An 18,829-nucleotide genomic window follows, 5' to 3' on the forward strand; every position below is an offset into this window, starting at 1 on the left:
TGGGCGGTGCGGTCCGGAGCTGAGGAGGGCTCCGGACCGCACCTCGGGTTTCGCCCGGAGCTGAGGAGAACTCCGGACCTTCCAACGCTGCCCCTGGACGTGAGGAGACCCCAGGGAGCAGCTCACCGGGTCTGAGGAGGACCCGGAAGCATTCGGTGTTTCAGTCGAGCGGGCCGAGCAGGTCGTTGGTGACCTTGAGACCGGCGAAACGGCGCCGCATCGCCTGCTCGTAGCGGGCCGCCAGCGGCGCTTCCGCGACGTACTGCGCGATGACATGCTCGCCGAACCAGACCCGGACCCTGCGGCGGTGCTGTCTCGACGTCATTTCCGCGATGGTCACTACTTACTCACCCCGTAACTCTCAGGCCTTGCAACCAGTTGGACTTACTGGTTGTCATGGCAGTAATGGTGCACGAGCCCAACGTGACCGCTCTAGGACCTGGACCGGACCTTTGCCGGACCTCTTCCGGTCCTCTGGCGGACATCTGGGGGACCGCACCTTGTCGTGGGGCATCAGTCGAGACAACGTCTGAACTGACGTGAACGGGAGGAACGATGGCGGGTAGGTACGCGCCAAAGACGGTCCTGGCGCACCTGATCCAGCGCCGGAACCAGACCTACTCCGAGATCGTCGCCGAGTTCGTCGAGCTGGGTGGAACCATCACCGAGCGGCACCTGCGTCGCCTCGCATCGGGCGAGCGCGCGGGGACCACTCCTCAGACCCGGCGCACCCTGCAACGCATGTTCGGCAAGCCGGTCGAGGAGCTCCTCGCGCCGTACGTCGCCGAGCAGGCCGCCCAGGTGGTGCCGGCACCTGCCGCGAGTGGACGGATCACGACAGGTAATGAGATGGAGGTTCTCGACATGGCTGCCAGCCGAGCGAGGGCGTTTGCCCTCGCGGCCCAGTCCGGTCTCGGAAGCGAGGCCATGGAACAGGTGTACGACGACGTCCGCCACGCCGCCCAGGCGTACCCGCAGCGTCCGCTGCCGGAGATCCTCGGCCAGCTGGTCGAGACGCAGGACCTGGTGTTCGGTCTGCTGGAGAGCCGGCAGCGCCCGGAGAACCACCGCCAGCTGTACTTCCTGGCCGGCGTGACCGGCGGTCTGCTCGCGAAGGCCTCCCACGACCTCGGCAACCCGCACGCCGCGCTCACCCAGGCGCGGACGGCGTTCCTCTGCGCCGACAACGCCGACCACCACGGCCTGCGCGCCTGGGTGCGCGGCCTGCAGTCGCTGGTCTCCTACTGGGCCGGCAACCCGCACGACTCCGTCCGCTACGCACAGCTCGGCGCCGGATACGCCGAGCAGGCGAACAGCACCACCAGCGTCTGGCTGCCGGTCAGCGAGGCCCGCGCCTGGGCCGCACTCGGCAACCCCGAGGCCACCCGCGCCGCGCTGGAGCGCGCCGAAGAGGCGTGGAACTCGGTCCGCAACGACGACCTCGACGACATGGGCGGCCTGTGCACCTTCGGCCGCAACCGCCAGCTGTACTACGCCGCCGACGCCCTCGCCTGGCTGCCCGGTGAGGTCGAGCAGGCGCAGCGGTACTCGAGCCAGGCGGTCGACGCCTACACCGACCAGAACCACCCGGAGTGGGCCTTCGGCGACGCCGCGGGCAGCCACGCCGCGATGGCCATCACCCGGATCGCGAGCGGCGAGCTGGACGGCGCGGCGGACGCGCTGGCCCCGGTGCTGACCCTGCCGACCGAGCGCCGGATCAACGGTGTCGTGCACTCCGCGCGCCGGGTCCACCAGGCACTGCGGCAGTCCGGACGGGCCGAGGACGCCCGCGAACTCCAGGAGGAGATCGAGGTCTTCACGCGGACGCCGATGCAGACCTACCCCCGGTAGCCTGCCCGGATGGAGCCGCTGAACGGTGCCCTGACCACGCTGCGGGAATTCCGGACAACCGACCTCGACGACTACCTGGCCATCGCCGGCGACGACCGCGTCACGACCTGGATGGCCTTCGACAGCTACGACCGTGCCAAGGCCGAGAAGAACCTGTCCGGCATCATCGAGCGGTCGGCCAGGGACGACCGGCCCGACTACATGCTGGCCGTCACCCGGCCGGACGAGGACCGCGTGATCGGCTTCGCCCGGATCGCGCCGAGCGGGCCCTGGGCGGCCAAGCTCGGCTACGCGATCGGCGCCGACCACTGGGGCCACGGGTACGCGACGGACGCGGCCCGGGTGTTGTTGCGCTTCGCCTTCGGCACCCTCGACCGGCACCGGGTGACCGCGGCGATCGGCCCCGAGAACGAGGCCTCGATCGCGGTCGTCAAACACCTCGGCTTCAGCTACGAGGGGCACCTCCGCGACCACGTCTTCACGAACGGCAACTGGCGCGACTCCGTGCTCTACTCGTTGCTCGAGGGCGAGTTCCCGGGCTGACCCGCCGCTGCCGGCCGGTGGCGCTGGCAAAGTTCCGTCATGTCCGGGATCCGTCACCCGCATTCGATGGTCACGCTCCTGACTGATCAGGTATGACACAGTGCATGCCCCTGTCGAGAACACTGCGGACCCGGACAGCGCTCCTGCTCACCAGTGCACTGGTGCTGTCCGCGGTCTCCTCCCCGGGTACGGCGTCCGCCGCCGAGCCCACCCCCGCGCCCGCGAGCGGCGTACCGTCCCTGAAGGCCCCTGCGACGGTGACCCTGCTGACCGGCGATCGCGTCACCCTGACCCCGACCAAGAGCGGGACGCCGCGCGTCGACGTACGCTCCCGGGACGGCCGGACGACGACCACCGGCTACACCATCCGCAACGACAAGGGCCGGATCACCGTCGTGCCCCACGCGGTCCAGGGTCTTGTGCCGTCCGTCCTCGATCCCGCGCTCTTCGACGTGACCGGCCTGGTCGAGATGCGGTACGACGACGCGCACCGCGCGGACACGCCCATCATCGTCCGCGAGGCGCCCGGGGCACGCACGATGGCGAGCACCGGGTTCGCCCCGACCCGTCACCTGGCCACGATGAACGCGACGGCAGGACGGCTGGCGAAGTCCCGGACCGCCACGTTCGGCGCATCGCTGACCGCGGGCGCGCCGCGGCCGGCCAAGATCTGGTTGGACGCCGCCGTGCAAGGCGCCTCGACCACCACCGGTACAGCGGCCCCACTGGACAGCTACCTGGACCAGATGAACGCTCCGGAGGCCTGGGACCGGGGACTCGACGGGCGTGGCGTCAAGGTCGCGGTGGTCGACTCCGGCATCGACAGCGGCCACCCGGCGCTCGCCGGCAAGGTGACCGCCGCGGCCGACTTCACCGGTGAGGGCACCCAGGACGATCTCGGGCACGGCACGCACGTGGCCTCGCTGGTCGCCGGTACCGGCGCCGGATCGGACGGCGCCCGGCACGGCGTCGCGCCGGGCGTCGAGCTGATCTCGAGCAAGGTGCTGAACGCCCAGGACGAGGGCACCACGTCCGGCGTCATCGCCGGCATGGAGTGGGCGGTCGAGCAGAACGCCGATCTGGTGAACGTCAGCCTCGGCGGACGCGCACCGCAGTACGGCGAGGATCTGCTGGCCGAGGCGGTCGACCGACTGACCGCGAGCAGCGGAGCACTGTTCGTCGTGGCCGCCGGCAACAACGGCCTGCCGTGGCCGGCCCCGTTCTCGATCCAGAGTCCGGGGACTGCGGCGTCCGCCCTGACCGTCGGCGCCGTGGACGGCACGGACCATAAGGCGTACTTCTCCAGCGAGGGCCCGACCTGGTCGTACGTGCAGAAGCCGGAGGTCTCGGCTCCCGGGGTCGACATCCCCGGCGCCCGCGCGGGTGCCCGCGACGGAGACCTGTACGTCGCGTACTCCGGGACCTCCCAGGCGACACCGCTGGTCACCGCATCGGCCGCACTGCTGCTGCATCAGCACCCCGAGCTGACCTGGCAACAGCTGAAGGCACGGCTCAGCAGCGCGGTCGACGACACCGGCACGTACACCTCGTGGTCCGGCAGCGGACGGGTGAACCTCGACAAGGCCACCTCCGCCGGTTTGTCGTCGGACCTGGGCGTCCTCGACTTCGGCGCGATCCGCCACCCCGACGACGCGAAGCAGACCCGCACCGTGACGCTGACGAACCCGGGCAGCACACCGGTCACCGTCACGGCAGCAGACCACCAAGTGCAGTCCGTCGTCGGTACGCCGGCGCCCGACACCGCCGTCGTCGTCTCGCCGGCCACCGTCACGGTCGCACCCGGAGGCACGGCCCGCCTGACAGTCACGCTGGACCCCGCCGTGATCACCGACGACATGTGGCAGGGCTCGGTCGATCTGCTCGGCGCCGACGGGAAGGACCTCCTGCGCCTCGCCCTCAACGCCTACGACGAGCCCCCGATGTACGACGTGGCGGTCCAGGTCCTCGACCGCGCCGGGCAACCGGTGAGCGGCGGATGGGTGAACGCGTTCAACGCCGCGACCGGAGGCTTCGTGCAGTTCGTTCTGGACGAGCAGGGGCGTGCCACCCGCCGGCTGTCTCCGGGCGAGTGGAGCATGTACAGCTGGGTCACCACCGGCGACACACTCGCTCTGGTCGGCGGACCCAACCACATCGTCACCGGCGAGACGGCGGTCACCCTGGATGCCCGGAGGACGGTGCGGCTGAACATTCCGGTCGTCGAGGGCGTGCCGACCAAAGCCACCACGGCGGCGTTCTCCGCGCTCCGCGGCTCGCAACCGGGCAAGTGGCAGGCGGAGGAGCTCTACCCGAGCATGGACGACGTGACCGCCGGCCGGATCTATCTCCAGCCGACCGCGGCGCCCACGACAGGAATCACCGAGACGGTGACCCGGTGGCAGCTCCAGGCGACGAAGAAGGCGCATCGGAGCGATCCGGACGTGTACGAGGTCTACCAGAGCGCGGACCACTTCACCCTGCCGCTGGCGAAGAACCTGGACCGAAAGGCCGTGCGGAACATGGCCCGCGTCGACACCACGTTCGGTGGCGTCTGGGGCAGCGGCACGACCGACCTCGGTCGTGGATCCGCAAGCGCTGTGACCAACTTCGGTGGGTCCATCTGGCAGACGACCGAGGTGCCGTCGCACCGGATCGAGATGCTGTCCGCAGGGCCCGGCATCCGGTGGTGGCAATGCTTGGACCTGCCGTCGACCGGCCAGTCCGGTGTCTGCGACGACCCGTTCCGCAGCTACCAGCCGGGTGAGCGGGTGCGCTCGGTGTTCGGTACGGCGATGCACCCGCAGGTGTCCCTCAGCGACTTCTACGGCGGGGTCTTCAATGTGCAGGTGGGCGTGGCCGATCCCGGACACGTGGGAGTGCTCGACACGCCGCAGTTCGCGACGCGGCCGCGGCTCACGCTGCATCGCAACGGACAGTTGGTCGGGGACGTCGACGACACGTCCGGCTTCTTCGGCGTACCCGACGGTCCCGCACGCTGGCGGTTGGAACACAGCTGGAGGAACGATCAGCTGCCGTCCTCGACGGAGGCCAGGACCACCTGGGAGTTCACGGCCACGCCACCGGCGACGGCGGACGAGAATCCGGTGCGGCCGCCCATGATGCGGCTCGACTACGACCCGTACGTGGCGCTGGACGGCAGTGCTCCGGCGTTCCGGCCGCTGGTGTTCGACCTCCGGGTCGGGTACCTGCCCCACGCGGCCACCTCGACGGTCGAGTCGTCCCGCCTCTGGGTCTCCTCGGATCGCGGGAAGCACTGGTCGCCGGTTCCGCTGATCCGGACGAAGGACGGCTACCGGACCGTCGTCGCTCCCCACATGCTGCGTCCAGGCCACACCCTGTCGGTCCGCGCCGCCGTGACCGACCGCGCCGGCAACTCCGTCGACCAGACCGTCCTGGACCTGGTGCCCGTGCGCTGACCGTCCGCTGGGGTGGCGGGGCATCCTGGAGATATGGCCGCCACCCTGCCCGACCAGCTGAACCCACTGCGGGACAGCCTGGCGCGGATGATTCTCACGAAGGTCGCGGGTCCGGACCCGCACGCCGAGCGGGACCGGGTGCACAACACACCCGGTCCGCGCTGGTTCGCGCCGGACCAGCCGATCCGGCGGGTGCACGGTGACGCGTCGATGTTCGCGGGGGGACTGCGGGCGCTGTTGCTGCAGTCCCTGCACCCGCTGGCGATGGCTGCCGTGGCGGCGCACTCCGGGTACCAGGGCGATCCGTGGGGACGGCTGCGGCGGACCAGCTACTTCCTGGCGATCACGACGTACGGCGCGATCCCGGACGCCGAGGAGGCGATCGCCCACGTCAGGTCCGTGCACGAGCGCGTCCGCGGGACCAGCCCGGACGGAGTGAAGTACCGGGCGTCGGACCCGCACCTGCTCAAGTGGGTGCACGTGGCGGAGGTGGACAGCTTCCTCGCCGCACACCAGCGGTACGGCGCGCATCCGCTCAACGCCGAGGAGCAGGACCAGTACGTCGCGGACGCGGCACTGGTGGCCGGGAAGCTCGGTGTGATCGACCCGCCCACCACGGTCGCCGAGGTGCAGCAGCTGCTGAAGGACTACCGGCCCGAGCTCCGCGGTACGACGGAAGCTCGCCAGGCGGCCCGCTTCATGCTGATACACCCGCCCGTACCGTGGGCTGCCCGCCCCGCGTACGCCGTACTGACGGCCGCTGCGGTCGGACTGCTCCCGTGGTGGACCAGACTGCCGCTGCGGCTCCCGTACCTCCCGCTGGCCGAGCGGACCGTCGTACGAGCGGCCGGCGACGGGCTCACCAGGACGATCCGCTGGGCCCTCGCGTCACCAACACTGACCGCACCAACGCCGGCGGGAACCGGCGCGGAGACATGACGCGCTTGTAGGTTGTTCTCGTGCCGCTGCGTCCTCATCGTCCGCTCCCCCTGGCTACGCCGGCGGGAGTCGAGGTGCTGACCAGGATTCTGACCCAGGGCCCGATCCCGCGGGTGGAGATCGCGCGGCGGACCGGGCTGTCGCAGGCGGCCGTGACGAAGGCGGTCGCGCCGCTGATCGAGGCAGGTTTCGTCACCGATCAGGCGCCGCCGGCGGACGGCGACAACCAGGTCGGCATCGGGCGGCCGGTGAGCCCGCTGACCGTCGTACCGAGCAGCGTCTCGGTGATCGGGGTCAAGGTGACGCCGACCAGCCTGATCGGGGTCGCGACGGACTTCACCGCCGGGATCCTCGAGGTCCGGCACGACGCGTTGGACGGCACCGACCCTGACCAGGTGATCGAGCAGCTCGCCGACCATGTGAAGGCGCTGATCGCCGCGCTCAAGTCGGGTCCGGCGACGGCCGGCCCGCTGGCCGGGATCGGGATCGCGGTGTCCGGGGACGTCGACACCGCGCACGGCGTCGTCCGGGACTCACCGCTGATGGGCTGGCGCACCGTGCCGGTCGCGGAGCTCCTGGGCAAACGCGTCCGGCTGCCCATCGTGGTGTCGAACGACGTCCGCGCGCTGACCGTCGCGGAGCACTGGTTCGGGGCCGGCGTGAACGCGGACTCGTTCGCGGTGGTGACGATCGGCTCCGGCATCGGCTGCGGGCTGTACATCAACGGCGAGGTGGTGTCCGGCGCGTACGGCGTCTCGGGCGAGCTCGGCCACCTACCGCTGGCGCCGGGCGACCTGGTCTGCACCTGCGGCCGGCGTGGCTGCGTGGAGACCGTCGCGTCGTCGGACGCGATCCTGGCCCGCACCCGGGAGACGACCGGGCGGGCGGATCTCGATCTGGCGGGCGCGGTCGATCTCGCGCACCAAGGCAACGAGCAGGCGCGCGAGTCGTTCGACCGGGCCGGTGAGGTGATCGGGTCCGCGCTGGCCGCGATGGTGAACCTGGTCGGCCCGGAACTGGTGATGATCGCGGGCGAGGGCGTCGCGGAGTACGACCTGTACGAGGAGCGGATGCGGCGCGCGTTCGCGGAGCACGCGTTCGGCGCTGCCGGGGACTGCCGCCTGGTGCTCCGCTCCCACACCTTCGACGACTGGGCCCGCGGCGCCGCCGCCACCGTGCTCCGCTCGTACGTCCGCGGCGAGCCGCCGCTCCGACGCTGACACCCGAGGGGCCTTCTCCCCTCGTCCAGCAGGGGAGAAGGCACACCTCGCGAGGACGGTCAGCTGCGGGCCGCGGCGAGGATCTTGCGCCAGACCTTCTTGTAGGAGTCGAGGCCGTCGCCCGCGAGCGGTCCCGTCGGTCCGGCGGTGATCGACACCCGCTCGGGGATCGTGCCCCAGACCGGGATGTTCTCGGCGGCGTACTGCTGCATCGCTTCCTGGTACGACCGGGTGTACGTCCGCGCCGAGCAGATCACCAGCCCCGACGGTACGTCGTCCGGCACCAGGTCCAGCACGGCCTTCACCCGGGGCGTCTCGACACCGCCGACGCGGGTCGGGATGATCACGATCCGGGCCCGTTCGAGCGCCTTGTTCAGCAGCCGCTCGTGGGACGGCGGCATGTCGACGATGCCGATGCCCTCCGGTGGCACCTTGTCCAGGGCCTTGTTCAGCAGGCGCTCGGTCGGCGCCTCCGCGATCTCGACCCTGGACAGTTGGCCGTCCTCGGAGTCCGCGATCCAGTCCGCGGCGCTGCCTTGCGGATCCGCGTCGATCAGGGTGGATGTGCGGCGGTTGGAAGATGCCAGCGCGGCCAAGTACACCGACGTGGTTGTCTTACCGACCCCGCCCTTCAGTGCAGCTGTCACGATGATCATGAGAGTGAACTTACCCGCTTCGGCGCGTTTACCGGCGTGTCGTCGGCGTTGCTCGATCGACGTCGTGATAGTTGCCCCCGGCCCACGTGTACAAGTTCAAGGTCACTTCAGCCGTGAATCCTTTCCGTCGGCCGGCGGCTCTTACCCCTGTCATCGCAGTCGACGAAGGAGCTCACCATGACCGTCACCCTGACCATTGCCGCGATCGTCGCGATCCTGCTGCTCGGCACCTGCAGCGTCGTCGTCCTCCGCCGGCGGACCCGTGGCTGACCTCGACGAACAGCTGATCCGCGCCGCCCAGCACGGCGACGTCGACGCGCTCAGCACGCTGGTCGCCGACTCCCACCCGACCGTACGGCGGTTCGCCCGGACGCTGTGCGCGACGCCGGAGGACGCCGAGGACGCCGCACAGGAAGCGCTGATCATCCTCTACCGGAAGATCGGGATGCTCCGTGCGACCAGCGCGCTGACCTCGTGGATGTTCCGGATCATCCGCAACGAGTGCCTCCGCCGCGCCCGCGCCGTACTGCGCGACCACCCGATCGCACCGGAACCGGCCCCGTCCGCGGAGGACGAGGCCCTGCGGCAACTGGAAGCGCAGGCAGTCGCCGCGGCGATCGCGCGACTGCCCGCCGACCAGCGCAGTGTCCTGGTCCTCCGCGACGTCCAGGGTTACAGCGGCCCGATGGTCGCCAAGGCCCTCGGCCTCACCGTCCCCGCGATGAAGTCCCGCCTGCACCGCGCCCGGACCGCCGTCCGCGAATCCCTCGGAGCCCCCACATGACCTTCGCCAGCACCTCGCTACCCCGGCACCTCCTCCGCGGCGTCATCGGCTTCGGCAGCGTGGTCGCCGCAGTCGCCCTGATCCCGGCCGTCGGCCTCCTCAGCCTCCTGCTCCTCCCCGTCGCCCTGATCGCCTTCCGCGGCTGCCCCACCTGCTGGGTCGTCGGCCTGCTCGAAACCATCTCCCGCGGCAAGCTCCAGCGCGACTGCACCGACGGCTCGTGCAAACTGACCACAGCCGGCTAGCGCGGCTTCCGGACCATCTCGACCAGAGCGGTCAGGCCGTCGGCGCCGTACCCCGCCTCGTCGGCTCGGGCGAACAGCTCAGCCACCGCCCCCGGCACCGTGACGTCGAGGCCGGACTCGGCGAACGCCTGGACCACGTGCTCCGCGCCGACGGCCTGCATGTGCAGGTTGTTCTCGGCGCCGGGGTGCTCGCCGGCTTCGATGGCCGCCGTGGAGATGCGGAGGAAGCCCATCGGCCCGTCCTCGGTCAGGTCGCTGAGCATCGTCGCGGCGTACGGCTGCAGGCGCTCCGCACTCCCGACCAGCGACGCGGAGTAGAAGTAGCTGATCAACGTGGTCCAGAAGATGTTCAGCATGGCCTGGTAGTAGAGCATCGCCAGACCGGGGTCGGTGCCCATGTGGTCGACGCGGCCCAGCGCCTCCAGTGCCGGCTTGTGCGCCGTCACTGCCTCCTCGGGACCTGCGAAGAAGATGTACGCCCCCGGCTTCCCGATCCCCGGCGGCGGCACCATGATGCCCGCGGTCACCAGCGTTCCACCGCGCTCGGCGACCCAGCGGCTCGCTTCACGCAACTTCTCGGGGCTGTCCGAGCTCAGGTTGACCAGGACCCGCCCGTTCAGGTCCGCGTCGGCGAGCGACTCGAACATCGCGGCGTAGTCGACCTGACTGATGACCACCAACTCACTGGCCGCCACGGCCTCGGCCGCGGTGGCCGCCTCGGTCGCCCCCAGCCCGGCCGCCTTGCCGGGGGTCCGGTTCCAGACGGTGGTCGGATGGCCGGCCGCGACGAACGTCGAGGCCATCGTCGAGCCCATCGCGCCGAGCCCGATCACTGTCACTGCTTCTTGTGAACTCATGCGCCGATCGTCGGAGAACCCGCTACGGGTTTACTACGGGTATGTACTTCGGGGTGCTCGGTCCGCTGCTCGTGCGGACGGACGCCGGCGAACCGGTCGCCGTACCCGACACCAAGGTCAGGACCCTCCTCCTCGACCTGCTGGCGAACGAGGGCCGCCCGGTGAGCGCGGACCGGCTGATCGACGACCTCTGGGGGACCCGCCCGCCGCGCAACGCGACCGGCACGCTGCAGGCCCGCGTCTCCCAGTTGCGCACCGCGCTGGAGCGCGCCGAGCCCGGGGCGCGCCGGCTGGTCGAGCACGGCCCGGCCGGTTACAGGCTGGCGACGGACGTTGTCGACAGCAACGTCTTCGAGCAGCGAATCCGGACCGGCCGACTGCGGGAGGCGCTCGGGCTCTGGCGCGGTCAGGCGTACGCCGACGTGCGGGATCACGAATTCGCACGCGCGACCCGTGACCGCCTGGAGGACCTCTATGTGACTGCTCTGGAGGAGCTGTCCAACCGTGGCGAGGAGGTGCTCCAGGAGACGACCGCGCTGGTCCAGCAACGTCCCCTCGACGAGCGGCTGCACGCCATACACCTGAAGGCCCTCTACCGGGCAGGCCGGCAGCATGATGCGCTCCAGGCGTTCGCCGAGCTCCGTGACGCGTTGGTCGAGGAGCTGGGCGCTGACCCTGGTCCGGAGTTGGCCGAGCTCCACCAAGCGATCCTGCGTCACGACCCGGCACTCCGGCGCCCACCCACGCTGCCGACACCCCTGAACGACCTGGTCGGACGGGACGAGATGCTGGCCGCGGCGCAGCAGCAGCTGGCAACCAACCGTCTCGTCACGCTGGTGGGTCCAGGCGGGGTCGGAAAGACCCGCCTGGCCGTTGAGCTGGGCCGCCAGCACGGGACCGACGTACGCCTCCTGGAACTCGCCCCACTGCGGCAGGGCGAGGTCCTCGACGCGCTGGCCACCGCACTGAGTCTCCGAGACGAGTCGAGCGACCTCCTCCCACGGCTGCTCGAATCACTCGGCAGCAGGCAGCTCCTGCTCATCCTCGACAACTGCGAGCACCTGGACCTGGCAGGCCTGGTACGGCGTCTGCTCGCGGCAGCACCCGGTCTGCGCATCCTCGCGACGAGCCGGGAGCCGCTGGGGCTGACCGGTGAGCTCGTGCTCGACGTACCGCCCTTGACCACAGCTGCGGCCGTCGTGTTGTTCCAGGCGCGTGCGGGCGTCACCGACGACGTGACGGCGATCTGTGAGCGGCTCGACGGCATTCCGCTCGCGCTGGAGCTCGCTGCGACCCGCGTCCGGGCGCTCGGCGTCCAGGGCCTCGCTGACCGCCTGGACGACCGCTTCCGGTTGCTGGCCGGTGGCAAGGGCGGCCCGGAGCGCCAGCGGACTCTCCGGGCGACGATCGACTGGAGCTGGGACCTGCTGGACGACGACGAGCGCCGGATGCTGCGGCGACTCGCGGTGCACGCCGGAACGTTCTCCCTGGAGGCGGCCGCGCAGGTCAGTGATCTGCCCGAGCACCTCGTACTGGCGCTGGTCGACAAGTCGCTCGTGGTGGCGACGGCCGGCCGGTACCACCTGCTCGAATCCGTGGCGGCGTACAGCCTGGAGCGGCTGACAGAGGCCGGAGAGGAAGCCGAGACCCGACGCAAGCACGCAACGTACTACCTGGCGCTCGCGCAGCGGGCCGACTTGCACGGGCCTGGTCAGCGCGAGTGGCTGCGGCGACTCGACCAGGAGGTGGCGAACTTCCGCGTCATTCCGCCGTCGCTGGAGCTGGCGACCGCGCTCGCCTGGTACTGGTACCTGCGCGGCCGCCTCGGCGAAGCACGCCGTACGCTCGCCGCCGCTCTCGCGGTGCCCGGTCAGGACCCGGCGCTCCGCGGGCAGGCGATGGTCTGGCTGGCCGGGATGGCCGCGACCGATGCCGAGGGCACCGATGTCGCCGCGGCCGGTGAGGAAGCGCTACGAGCCGTCGGCGACGATCCGCATGCGCTGTGGTTCCTGACCATGACCCGGTGGGCGTACGGCGACGCCTCGGTCCTCACCGATCGCATCGACCGGGCGATCGCGGCTTTCACCGAGCGGGACGACCGCTGGGGTCTCGCGGCGGCGTTGAGTACCCGGGCACAGCTGAGCATCGTGCACGCGGACCTGGACGCGATGCGCCGGGACAGCCTGCGGAGCCTGGAGCTGTTCGAGGAGCTCGACGACGACTGGGGGCGGCTGCAGGCGACGTACGCACTGATCGTGGCGGCCGAGATCAGCGGCGACTACCCGACCGCCACGGCGTACCTGGAGGACGCGATCCGGCGCGCGGAGGACCTCGGGCTGTGGACGGAGGTCTCGTTCCGGACCGCCGGCCTGGGCCGGATCGCGCTGCTGACCGGCGACTACGCGCGGGCCGACGAACTGCACGAGCGGGCCCGGCGGCTCGCGGTCGAACAGTCGAACAAGTCGGCCGAGGAGTACGCCGAGGTCGGTCTCGGACTGTCCGCCCGGCGGCAGGGCCGGCTCGACGACGCCGAACGGCTCTTCACCAAGTGGCTCCGCTGGCTGACCCAGATCGGCGGGACGCCGGGCATCGCGTTCATCAGCAACCAACTAGGCTTCATCGCCGAAGAACGCGGCGACCTCGCGACCGCCCGCACCCTCCACGAGCGCGGCCACGAAGCCGCCCGACGCACCGGAGACCCCCGAGCCGTCGCACTGGCCCTGGAGGGCCTGGCCGGCGCAACCGAGGACCCCACCGAGGCCGAGGCCCTCCTAACCCAAGCCGAAACCCTCCGCCACCAATCCGGCATCCCCCTCCCACCCGCCGAACACCACGACCTAACCCGAATCCGCGCCCGTTGGCGCTGAGCGACTCAGAGCATGTCTTCGGCGGTGTAGTGGCGCAGTTTCGCGGTGGCGGAACTCTTACCTGCCCGCGTCCAGAAGACCTGTTCCAACTCCGGGTGGGCAGGCGGCAGGTAGGCCAGCTTGCCGGCCAGGACGTGCTGGTCGCGACTGGTCGGCCCGCCATCGCGCCACTTGGCCTCGCCCAGGAGCCGGGTCTGGTCATCGAGCAGTCCGAGCACGTCCACCTCTGCGACCTCGTCCCGCCACCACCGGCCTACAGCGATCCCGATCGGCAGTTCGCCACTTCTGGCCAGTCGTACGGCGTGATCACGCGCAGCCTCCTCGAAGACCCGCGCGACATGTGACTGCCAGCGACCCTCGACGCGATGCCGAACCGCTTGCCCTTGGCCCCCTTCCACCAGGTCCGCGTCCTCCCGCAGCACGGAGAACCAGTAGGACAGGTACGGATCGGCGATCTCGTACAGCGGATCCGCAGTTGCCGGCGCACCCAACGGACGTGCCGCTCGCACGTAGCCGGCACGCCGCAATCGGTCGAGGGTGTAGTCGATGCGTTGTTGTGCACGGCTCGCGATCCGCGACCTCCGGCGTACCCCGGAGCCGAGTGCCGCGAGGACGCGCTCGTACCCACCGCGCCAATCGAGGTCCTCGCTCAAGATGTCCATCGCGTCGCGCAGCAGCATCCCACCGGGTTCGAAGGCGAGGTGCTGCAGGTTCTCCGCGGGCGTGAGCGCCGGATCCCATCGCTGCAGATGCAGGGGATACCCACCACATGCGGCGTACGCCTGGACATAGTCCGCTGCCGGCAGCGCCGGCTGGAACGCCCTGGCGTCAGCGAACGAGAACGGATCCAGTCGGCGTTCGACGGTCGGCCGCCGATGCAATCCTCCGTCAGGCCCCAACATCTGTTCCATCACCGAGACCGCGGAGCCGGTCAGCGCCAGCAGGATGCGACTGTCCCGCGACCTCGCCTCCCAGACCGCCGACAGCAGATCGGCGAAGTCGGCGCGACCGGTCAAGAGCCGTGGCACCTCGTCGAGTACGACGAGGAGCGGCTGCTCGACGGAGATCCGCAACACGAAACGGAGCGCTGCCTCCCAGTCCGAGAAGCTCCCGCCGATCAGATCGGCGACATCCTCGCCCAACTGTTCCGCGACGGAGCCGGCGAACCTCGCAAGCTGCCGATCCTCGCTGTCTTGACGCGTCGCGGTGAAGTAGACCGCCCGCCGCCCTTCGGCGAAGTGCGTCAGCAGGTACGTCTTCCCCACCCGTCTGCGGCCCCACAGCACCACCAGTTGGGGTTCACCCTGCTGCGCCTTCTGCCAGCTCCGCTCCAGCTCCTGGAGCTCGGCGACCCTGCCAACGATCTGGTCCACGGCGACCTCTCAGGCTCTTGTAGTACAAACTAGTTGTACCACAAACAGTTTGTACCGAGCCGCGTGCTAAGCTCGGCACCAAGAGTGTGCGGACGGTTACTTGCCGAGCCAGGTGTCTACCTTGGATTGGTTGTCCTTGACCCATTTCTCGGCGGCCTGGTCGGGGGTGAGTTTGTCGACGGCGATCATGCGGGCGACGGCGTTCTGGTCCTCGTTGGTCCACTGGAAGTTCTTGACCAGGTCGTACGCGGGGCTGCCCGAGTCGGCGAACTTCTTCGAGACGATCTTGTCCAGGTCGTACGGCGGGTAGTCGCAGGCGACCTTCGCGGGGTCGGCGTCGCAGCCGGCCTTGTACGCGGGGAGGTTGACCTTGACCAGCTTGATCTCGTTGAAGAACCACTGCGGCTCGTAGAAGTACGCGAGCAGCGGCTTCTTGTTCTTCTCCGCGTCCCGGAACGCCTGGATCAGCGCGGTCTCGCTGCCGCTCTGCACGACCTTGTAGTTCAGGTTCAGGTTCTTCACCAGCGCCTCGTCGTTCGTCACGTACGACGGGTCGCCGTCGAGCAGCTGCCCCTTGCCGCCGGACTCCGACGTCTTGAACAACCCGGCGTACTTGTTCAGGTTCTTCCAGTCGGTGATGTCCGGGTACTTCTCGGCCATCCACGGCGGCACGTACCAGCCGATCACGCCCTTGACCCCGGTGGACCCGGCCGCGACCGCGACCTTGTCGGTCTCGATGTACTTCTTCTTCAGGTCCTCGTGGCCCCAGTTCTCCAGGTTCACGTCCACCTCTCCGGTGGCGAAGCCCTGCCAGGCGATCTCCTCCTTGAGGTTCTTCTTCACCACCTTGCAGCCGAGGTCCTTGGTCGCGACGTACGCCACCACGGCCGCGTTCGCCTCGTACCCGACCCACGGGCTCACGGTCAGGTTGAACGAGCCGCACTCCTTCCCACCGGCCGGCTGCTCCTGGGAGCCGACCTTCTCCCCACCGCATCCCGCGAGCGCCAGCGCGACCGCCGTCAGCACACCGGCGTACCGGAGTCTCTTCACCGCTTGTCTCCTCTTGTTGGGAAATCCTGTGTACGGCGAGCCGCCGCCTGCGTCACCCGGTCGAGCATGACACCCAGCAGCACGATCGCCAGCCCCGCGGCCAGCCCCTTGCCGTACAGCTCGCTCTGCGCGAAGCCGGCCGCCACGTCGTACCCCAAGGCGCCCGCGCCGACCAGCCCGCCGACCACGACCATCGACAACACATAGATCAGCCCCTGGTTGACCGCGAGCGTGATCGCCCGCCGCGCCACCGGCAGCTGCACCTTGCTGATCACCTGCCAACTGCTCGAGCCGACCGAGTTCGCCGCCTCCACGGTCGCGACCGGGACCGCCCTGATGCCATCGGCAACGATCTTCGTGGTCACCGGTACGGCGAACACCACCGCCGCCGCGATCGCGGTGAACCGGCTGGTCCCGAACAACGCCAGGAACGGCACCAGGTACACGAACGGCGGCATCGTCTGCCCCGCGTCCAGCACCGGACGGATCCAGGTGTCGACCCGGTGGTTGCGCCCGGCCCAGACGCCGAGCGTGAGCCCGACGACCACCACGACGACCGTCGCGAGCAGCGTCGACGCGAGCGTGACCATGCTGTCGTGCCACACCCCGGTCGCGACCAGCAACACCAAGCAGACCGCGGCCGGAGCGGCACCACGCCAGCCTCCGAGTACGGCGGCCAGCGCGACCACGACCGTACTGACGAGCCACCACGGCGACCCGGTCAGCAAAGCTTCGAGCGGGTTGAGCAGCGCCACCGTCACCACGTCGCGCACACCGTACGTGAACCCGCCGAACACGTCCTGGACCCAGTTCGTCACGTCGGTCGCGATCACCGCGATCCGAGAGCCCACGGTGACGTCGGACGGGAACTCGGCGGCCCACACATAGGTGCGCGAGAACCACACGGCGACGAGCACCCCGAGCCCTCCGGCCCCGAGCAGCACCTTCCGGCGCAGGCTCGCCGTCCGCCAGGGCCGGTCACCGGCCGCGGTCGTGACCCGGTCGAGGACGATCGCCAGAACGACGATCGCCAGCCCGGCGTTGAACGCGACGCCGACGTCGAGCGTCTGTAGCGCCTTCAGCACGGTCTGGCCGAGGCCGGGCGCGTCGATCAGCGCGGCCACCGTCACCATCGAGAGCGCGGCCATGATCGTCTGGTTGATCCCGACGACCACGGTCGACCGGGACATCGGCAGCAGGACCTTGACCAGCGTCTGACCCCGGGTCGAGCCGAGCGACCGGGACGCTTCGACGCTCTCCGGCGGCACCGAGCGGATCGCGTGCGCGGTCAGCCGGACCGCCGGCGGCGCCGCGTAGATCAGGGTGGCGATCGTCGCCGCGGCCGGCCCGATCGCGAAGAACAGCGTCAGCGGCGCCAGGTAGACGAACGTCGGCAGCGTCTGCATCAGGTCGAGAACGAGCGTGGCGACCTTGAAGGCGCGGTCGGACAGCCCGGCCCAGATCCCGAGCGGGATCGCGACCACGAGCGACAGCAGCACGGCACCGATGGTCAGCGCGAGCGTGTCCATGCTCTCCTGCCACAGCCCCTGCAACCCGACGAAGCCGAGCCCCGCGGCGGTCAGTACGGCGACCTTCCAGTTGCCGAACGCCCAGGCGCAGTACGCCGAGATCGCGACCACGCCGAGCCAGCCGATCACCGGGACCGGCCGGTCGTACGCCGGCTGCGCGACGAGGTTCTGCAGCAGGACGACGAAGTGGTCGACGGCGACCCTGATCGCGTCGAAGAACACGTTGCCCTGACCGATGTCGTCGCGGTGATCGGTCAGCCAGCGATGCGGCGCGGTCGTCTCCTGGCCGCCGAGGACGAGCGTGTCGATGCCGCGCAGGACGAAGTACGCCGCGACCCAGACGACGATCAGGACGCCGACGACGACGGCGCGCCGGGGTCGCCGTACCTCGACCTCCACGTCACTCGTGATGGCGGCCATCAGGCGTCCGCGACAACGGCGAGGATCTCCTCGTCGCCGATGACCCCGAGCAGCGTGCCGCGGTCCACGACCTTGACCGGGCGGTCGGACTCGAGCACGAGCCGCGTCGCCTCGCGGACGAGCACGTCGGGACCGAGCTCCGGCCCGTCCAGCGGCTCGTCCGGGCGCGCGTCACGGGCGATCCAGCGCAGGGTGAGGACGTCGGCCCGCGGTACGTCGCGGACGAACTCGCGCACGTAGTCGTCGGCCGGCGCGCCGACGAGCTCGTCGCCGGTGCCGAGCTGGACCGCGGCGCCGTCGCGCATCAGCAGGATCCGGTCGCCGAGCTTCAGCGCCTCGGACAGGTCGTGGGTGATGAACACCATCGTCTTGCCGACCTCGCGGTGCAGCCGCACGACCTCGGTCTGCATCTCGCGCCGGATCAGCGGGTCGAGCGCGGAGAAGGGCTCGTCGAACAGCAGTACGTCGGGGTCGTTCGCGAGCGCCCGCGCCAGGCCGACCCGCTGCTGCATGCCGCCGGAGAGCTGCTCGGGGTACAGGTGCTCGTTGCCGGACAGGCCGACCAGGTCGATGACCTCCTGGGCACGGCGGCGCCGGTCGGGCTTGCTCTCGCCCCGGACCTCCAGGCCGTACGAGACGTTGTCGATCACCTTGCGGTGCGGGAGCAGGCCGAAGTGCTGGAACACCATCGAGAACTTGCTCCGCCGCAGGGCGCGCAGCCGCTTCTCGTCGGCCGCCCGCAGGTCCTCGCCCTCGAAGACCAGCCGCCCGGCCGTCGGCTCGATCAGCCGCGTCAGGCACCGGACCAGCGTGGACTTGCCCGAGCCGGACAGGCCCATGACGACGAACACCTCACCGGGCGCCACGTCGAAGCTCAGGTCACGAACGGCCGCCGTACAGCCGGTCTTGGCGTGCAGCGCCGCGCGATCGAGCGCGGCGAGGTCCGGCCGGTGCGGGACCCGCTGCGCCTTCGGGCCGAACACTTTCCACAGCCCCTCGACGGACAGCAGCGCGTCGGAATCCTGGACGTCGGGGTACTCGAGCTGAGCGGTCACAGG

At 70.2% G+C, this 18,829-nt stretch carries 15 protein-coding genes; 8 read left to right on the top strand and 7 right to left on the bottom strand.

The window, feature by feature from the left end:
- Positions 1–160: 160 nt before the first annotated feature.
- Positions 161–325, bottom strand: a complete 165-nt coding sequence (locus BJY22_RS05330) for a hypothetical protein (protein WP_167204042.1) — start codon at positions 323–325, stop codon at positions 161–163.
- Positions 326–555: 230 nt separating this feature from the next.
- Here BJY22_RS05330 and BJY22_RS05335 point away from each other — a divergent pair, with 230 nt between their 5' ends.
- From BJY22_RS05335 to BJY22_RS05355, 5 genes are all read left to right on the top strand, one after another.
- Entirely contained in the window at positions 556–1,851 is a 1,296-nt protein-coding gene (locus BJY22_RS05335) for an NsdA family TPR-like regulatory protein (RefSeq protein ID WP_167204043.1), read from the top strand.
- A gap of 9 nt (positions 1,852–1,860) precedes the next feature.
- Positions 1,861–2,394, top strand: a complete 534-nt coding sequence (locus tag BJY22_RS05340) for a GNAT family N-acetyltransferase (RefSeq protein ID WP_167204044.1) — start codon at positions 1,861–1,863, stop codon at positions 2,392–2,394.
- Between the two features lie 104 nt (positions 2,395–2,498).
- Positions 2,499–5,831: a S8 family serine peptidase gene (locus BJY22_RS05345; protein WP_167204045.1), complete on the top strand. Its 3,333-nt coding sequence runs from the start codon at positions 2,499–2,501 to the stop codon at positions 5,829–5,831.
- A 33-nt stretch (positions 5,832–5,864) separates the two neighbouring features.
- A complete protein-coding gene (locus tag BJY22_RS05350; RefSeq protein ID WP_167204046.1) occupies positions 5,865–6,770 on the top strand; it encodes an oxygenase MpaB family protein in 906 nt (301 codons plus the stop codon).
- 74 nt (positions 6,771–6,844) lie between these two features.
- Positions 6,845–7,990, top strand: coding sequence for an ROK family transcriptional regulator (locus BJY22_RS05355; RefSeq protein WP_337758221.1), 1,146 nt, complete (start codon positions 6,845–6,847; stop codon positions 7,988–7,990).
- 59 nt (positions 7,991–8,049) lie between these two features.
- Here BJY22_RS05355 and BJY22_RS05360 read toward each other — a convergent pair whose 3' ends face one another.
- Entirely contained in the window at positions 8,050–8,646 is a 597-nt protein-coding gene (locus BJY22_RS05360) for a ParA family protein (RefSeq protein WP_167204048.1), read from the bottom strand.
- Positions 8,647–8,908: 262 nt separating this feature from the next.
- On the opposite strand from BJY22_RS05360, the gene BJY22_RS05365 reads away from it, so the two are divergent.
- The gene (locus BJY22_RS05365) at positions 8,909–9,430 is read left to right on the top strand and encodes a sigma-70 family RNA polymerase sigma factor (protein WP_167204049.1); all 522 of its coding nucleotides are present in this window, start codon (positions 8,909–8,911) and stop codon (positions 9,428–9,430) included.
- On the top strand, positions 9,427–9,675 hold the full coding sequence (locus BJY22_RS05370; protein WP_167204050.1) for a hypothetical protein: 249 nt from the start codon (positions 9,427–9,429) through the stop codon (positions 9,673–9,675). The genes BJY22_RS05365 and BJY22_RS05370 overlap by 4 nt, the downstream gene beginning before the upstream one ends.
- Here the strand turns inward: BJY22_RS05370 and BJY22_RS05375 are convergent.
- On the bottom strand, positions 9,672–10,532 hold the full coding sequence (locus BJY22_RS05375; RefSeq protein WP_167204051.1) for an NAD(P)-dependent oxidoreductase: 861 nt from the start codon (positions 10,530–10,532) through the stop codon (positions 9,672–9,674). The genes BJY22_RS05370 and BJY22_RS05375 overlap by 4 nt on opposite strands.
- Before the next feature lie 41 nt (positions 10,533–10,573).
- Between BJY22_RS05375 and BJY22_RS05380 the strand changes: the two genes are divergently transcribed.
- On the top strand, positions 10,574–13,399 hold the full coding sequence (locus BJY22_RS05380; RefSeq protein WP_167204052.1) for an AfsR/SARP family transcriptional regulator: 2,826 nt from the start codon (positions 10,574–10,576) through the stop codon (positions 13,397–13,399).
- Between the two features lie 5 nt (positions 13,400–13,404).
- Here BJY22_RS05380 and BJY22_RS42845 read toward each other — a convergent pair whose 3' ends face one another.
- From BJY22_RS42845 to BJY22_RS05400, 4 genes are all read right to left on the bottom strand, one after another.
- Positions 13,405–14,772, bottom strand: coding sequence for an ATP-binding protein (locus BJY22_RS42845; RefSeq protein ID WP_167204053.1), 1,368 nt, complete (start codon positions 14,770–14,772; stop codon positions 13,405–13,407).
- A 96-nt stretch (positions 14,773–14,868) separates the two neighbouring features.
- The gene (locus tag BJY22_RS05390) at positions 14,869–15,822 is read right to left on the bottom strand and encodes a glycine betaine ABC transporter substrate-binding protein (protein WP_167204054.1); all 954 of its coding nucleotides are present in this window, start codon (positions 15,820–15,822) and stop codon (positions 14,869–14,871) included.
- Complete coding sequence (locus BJY22_RS05395; protein ID WP_167204055.1) at positions 15,819–17,771, bottom strand: ABC transporter permease; 1,953 nt, start codon at positions 17,769–17,771, stop codon at positions 15,819–15,821. The genes BJY22_RS05390 and BJY22_RS05395 overlap by 4 nt, the downstream gene beginning before the upstream one ends.
- On the bottom strand, positions 17,771–18,826 hold the full coding sequence (locus tag BJY22_RS05400; protein WP_167204056.1) for a betaine/proline/choline family ABC transporter ATP-binding protein: 1,056 nt from the start codon (positions 18,824–18,826) through the stop codon (positions 17,771–17,773). The genes BJY22_RS05395 and BJY22_RS05400 overlap by 1 nt, the downstream gene beginning before the upstream one ends.
- Between the last annotated feature and the right edge of the window lie 3 nt (positions 18,827–18,829).

The sequence above is a fragment of the Kribbella shirazensis genome, assembly GCF_011761605.1.
GTDB classification, from domain to species: domain Bacteria; phylum Actinomycetota; class Actinomycetes; order Propionibacteriales; family Kribbellaceae; genus Kribbella; species Kribbella shirazensis.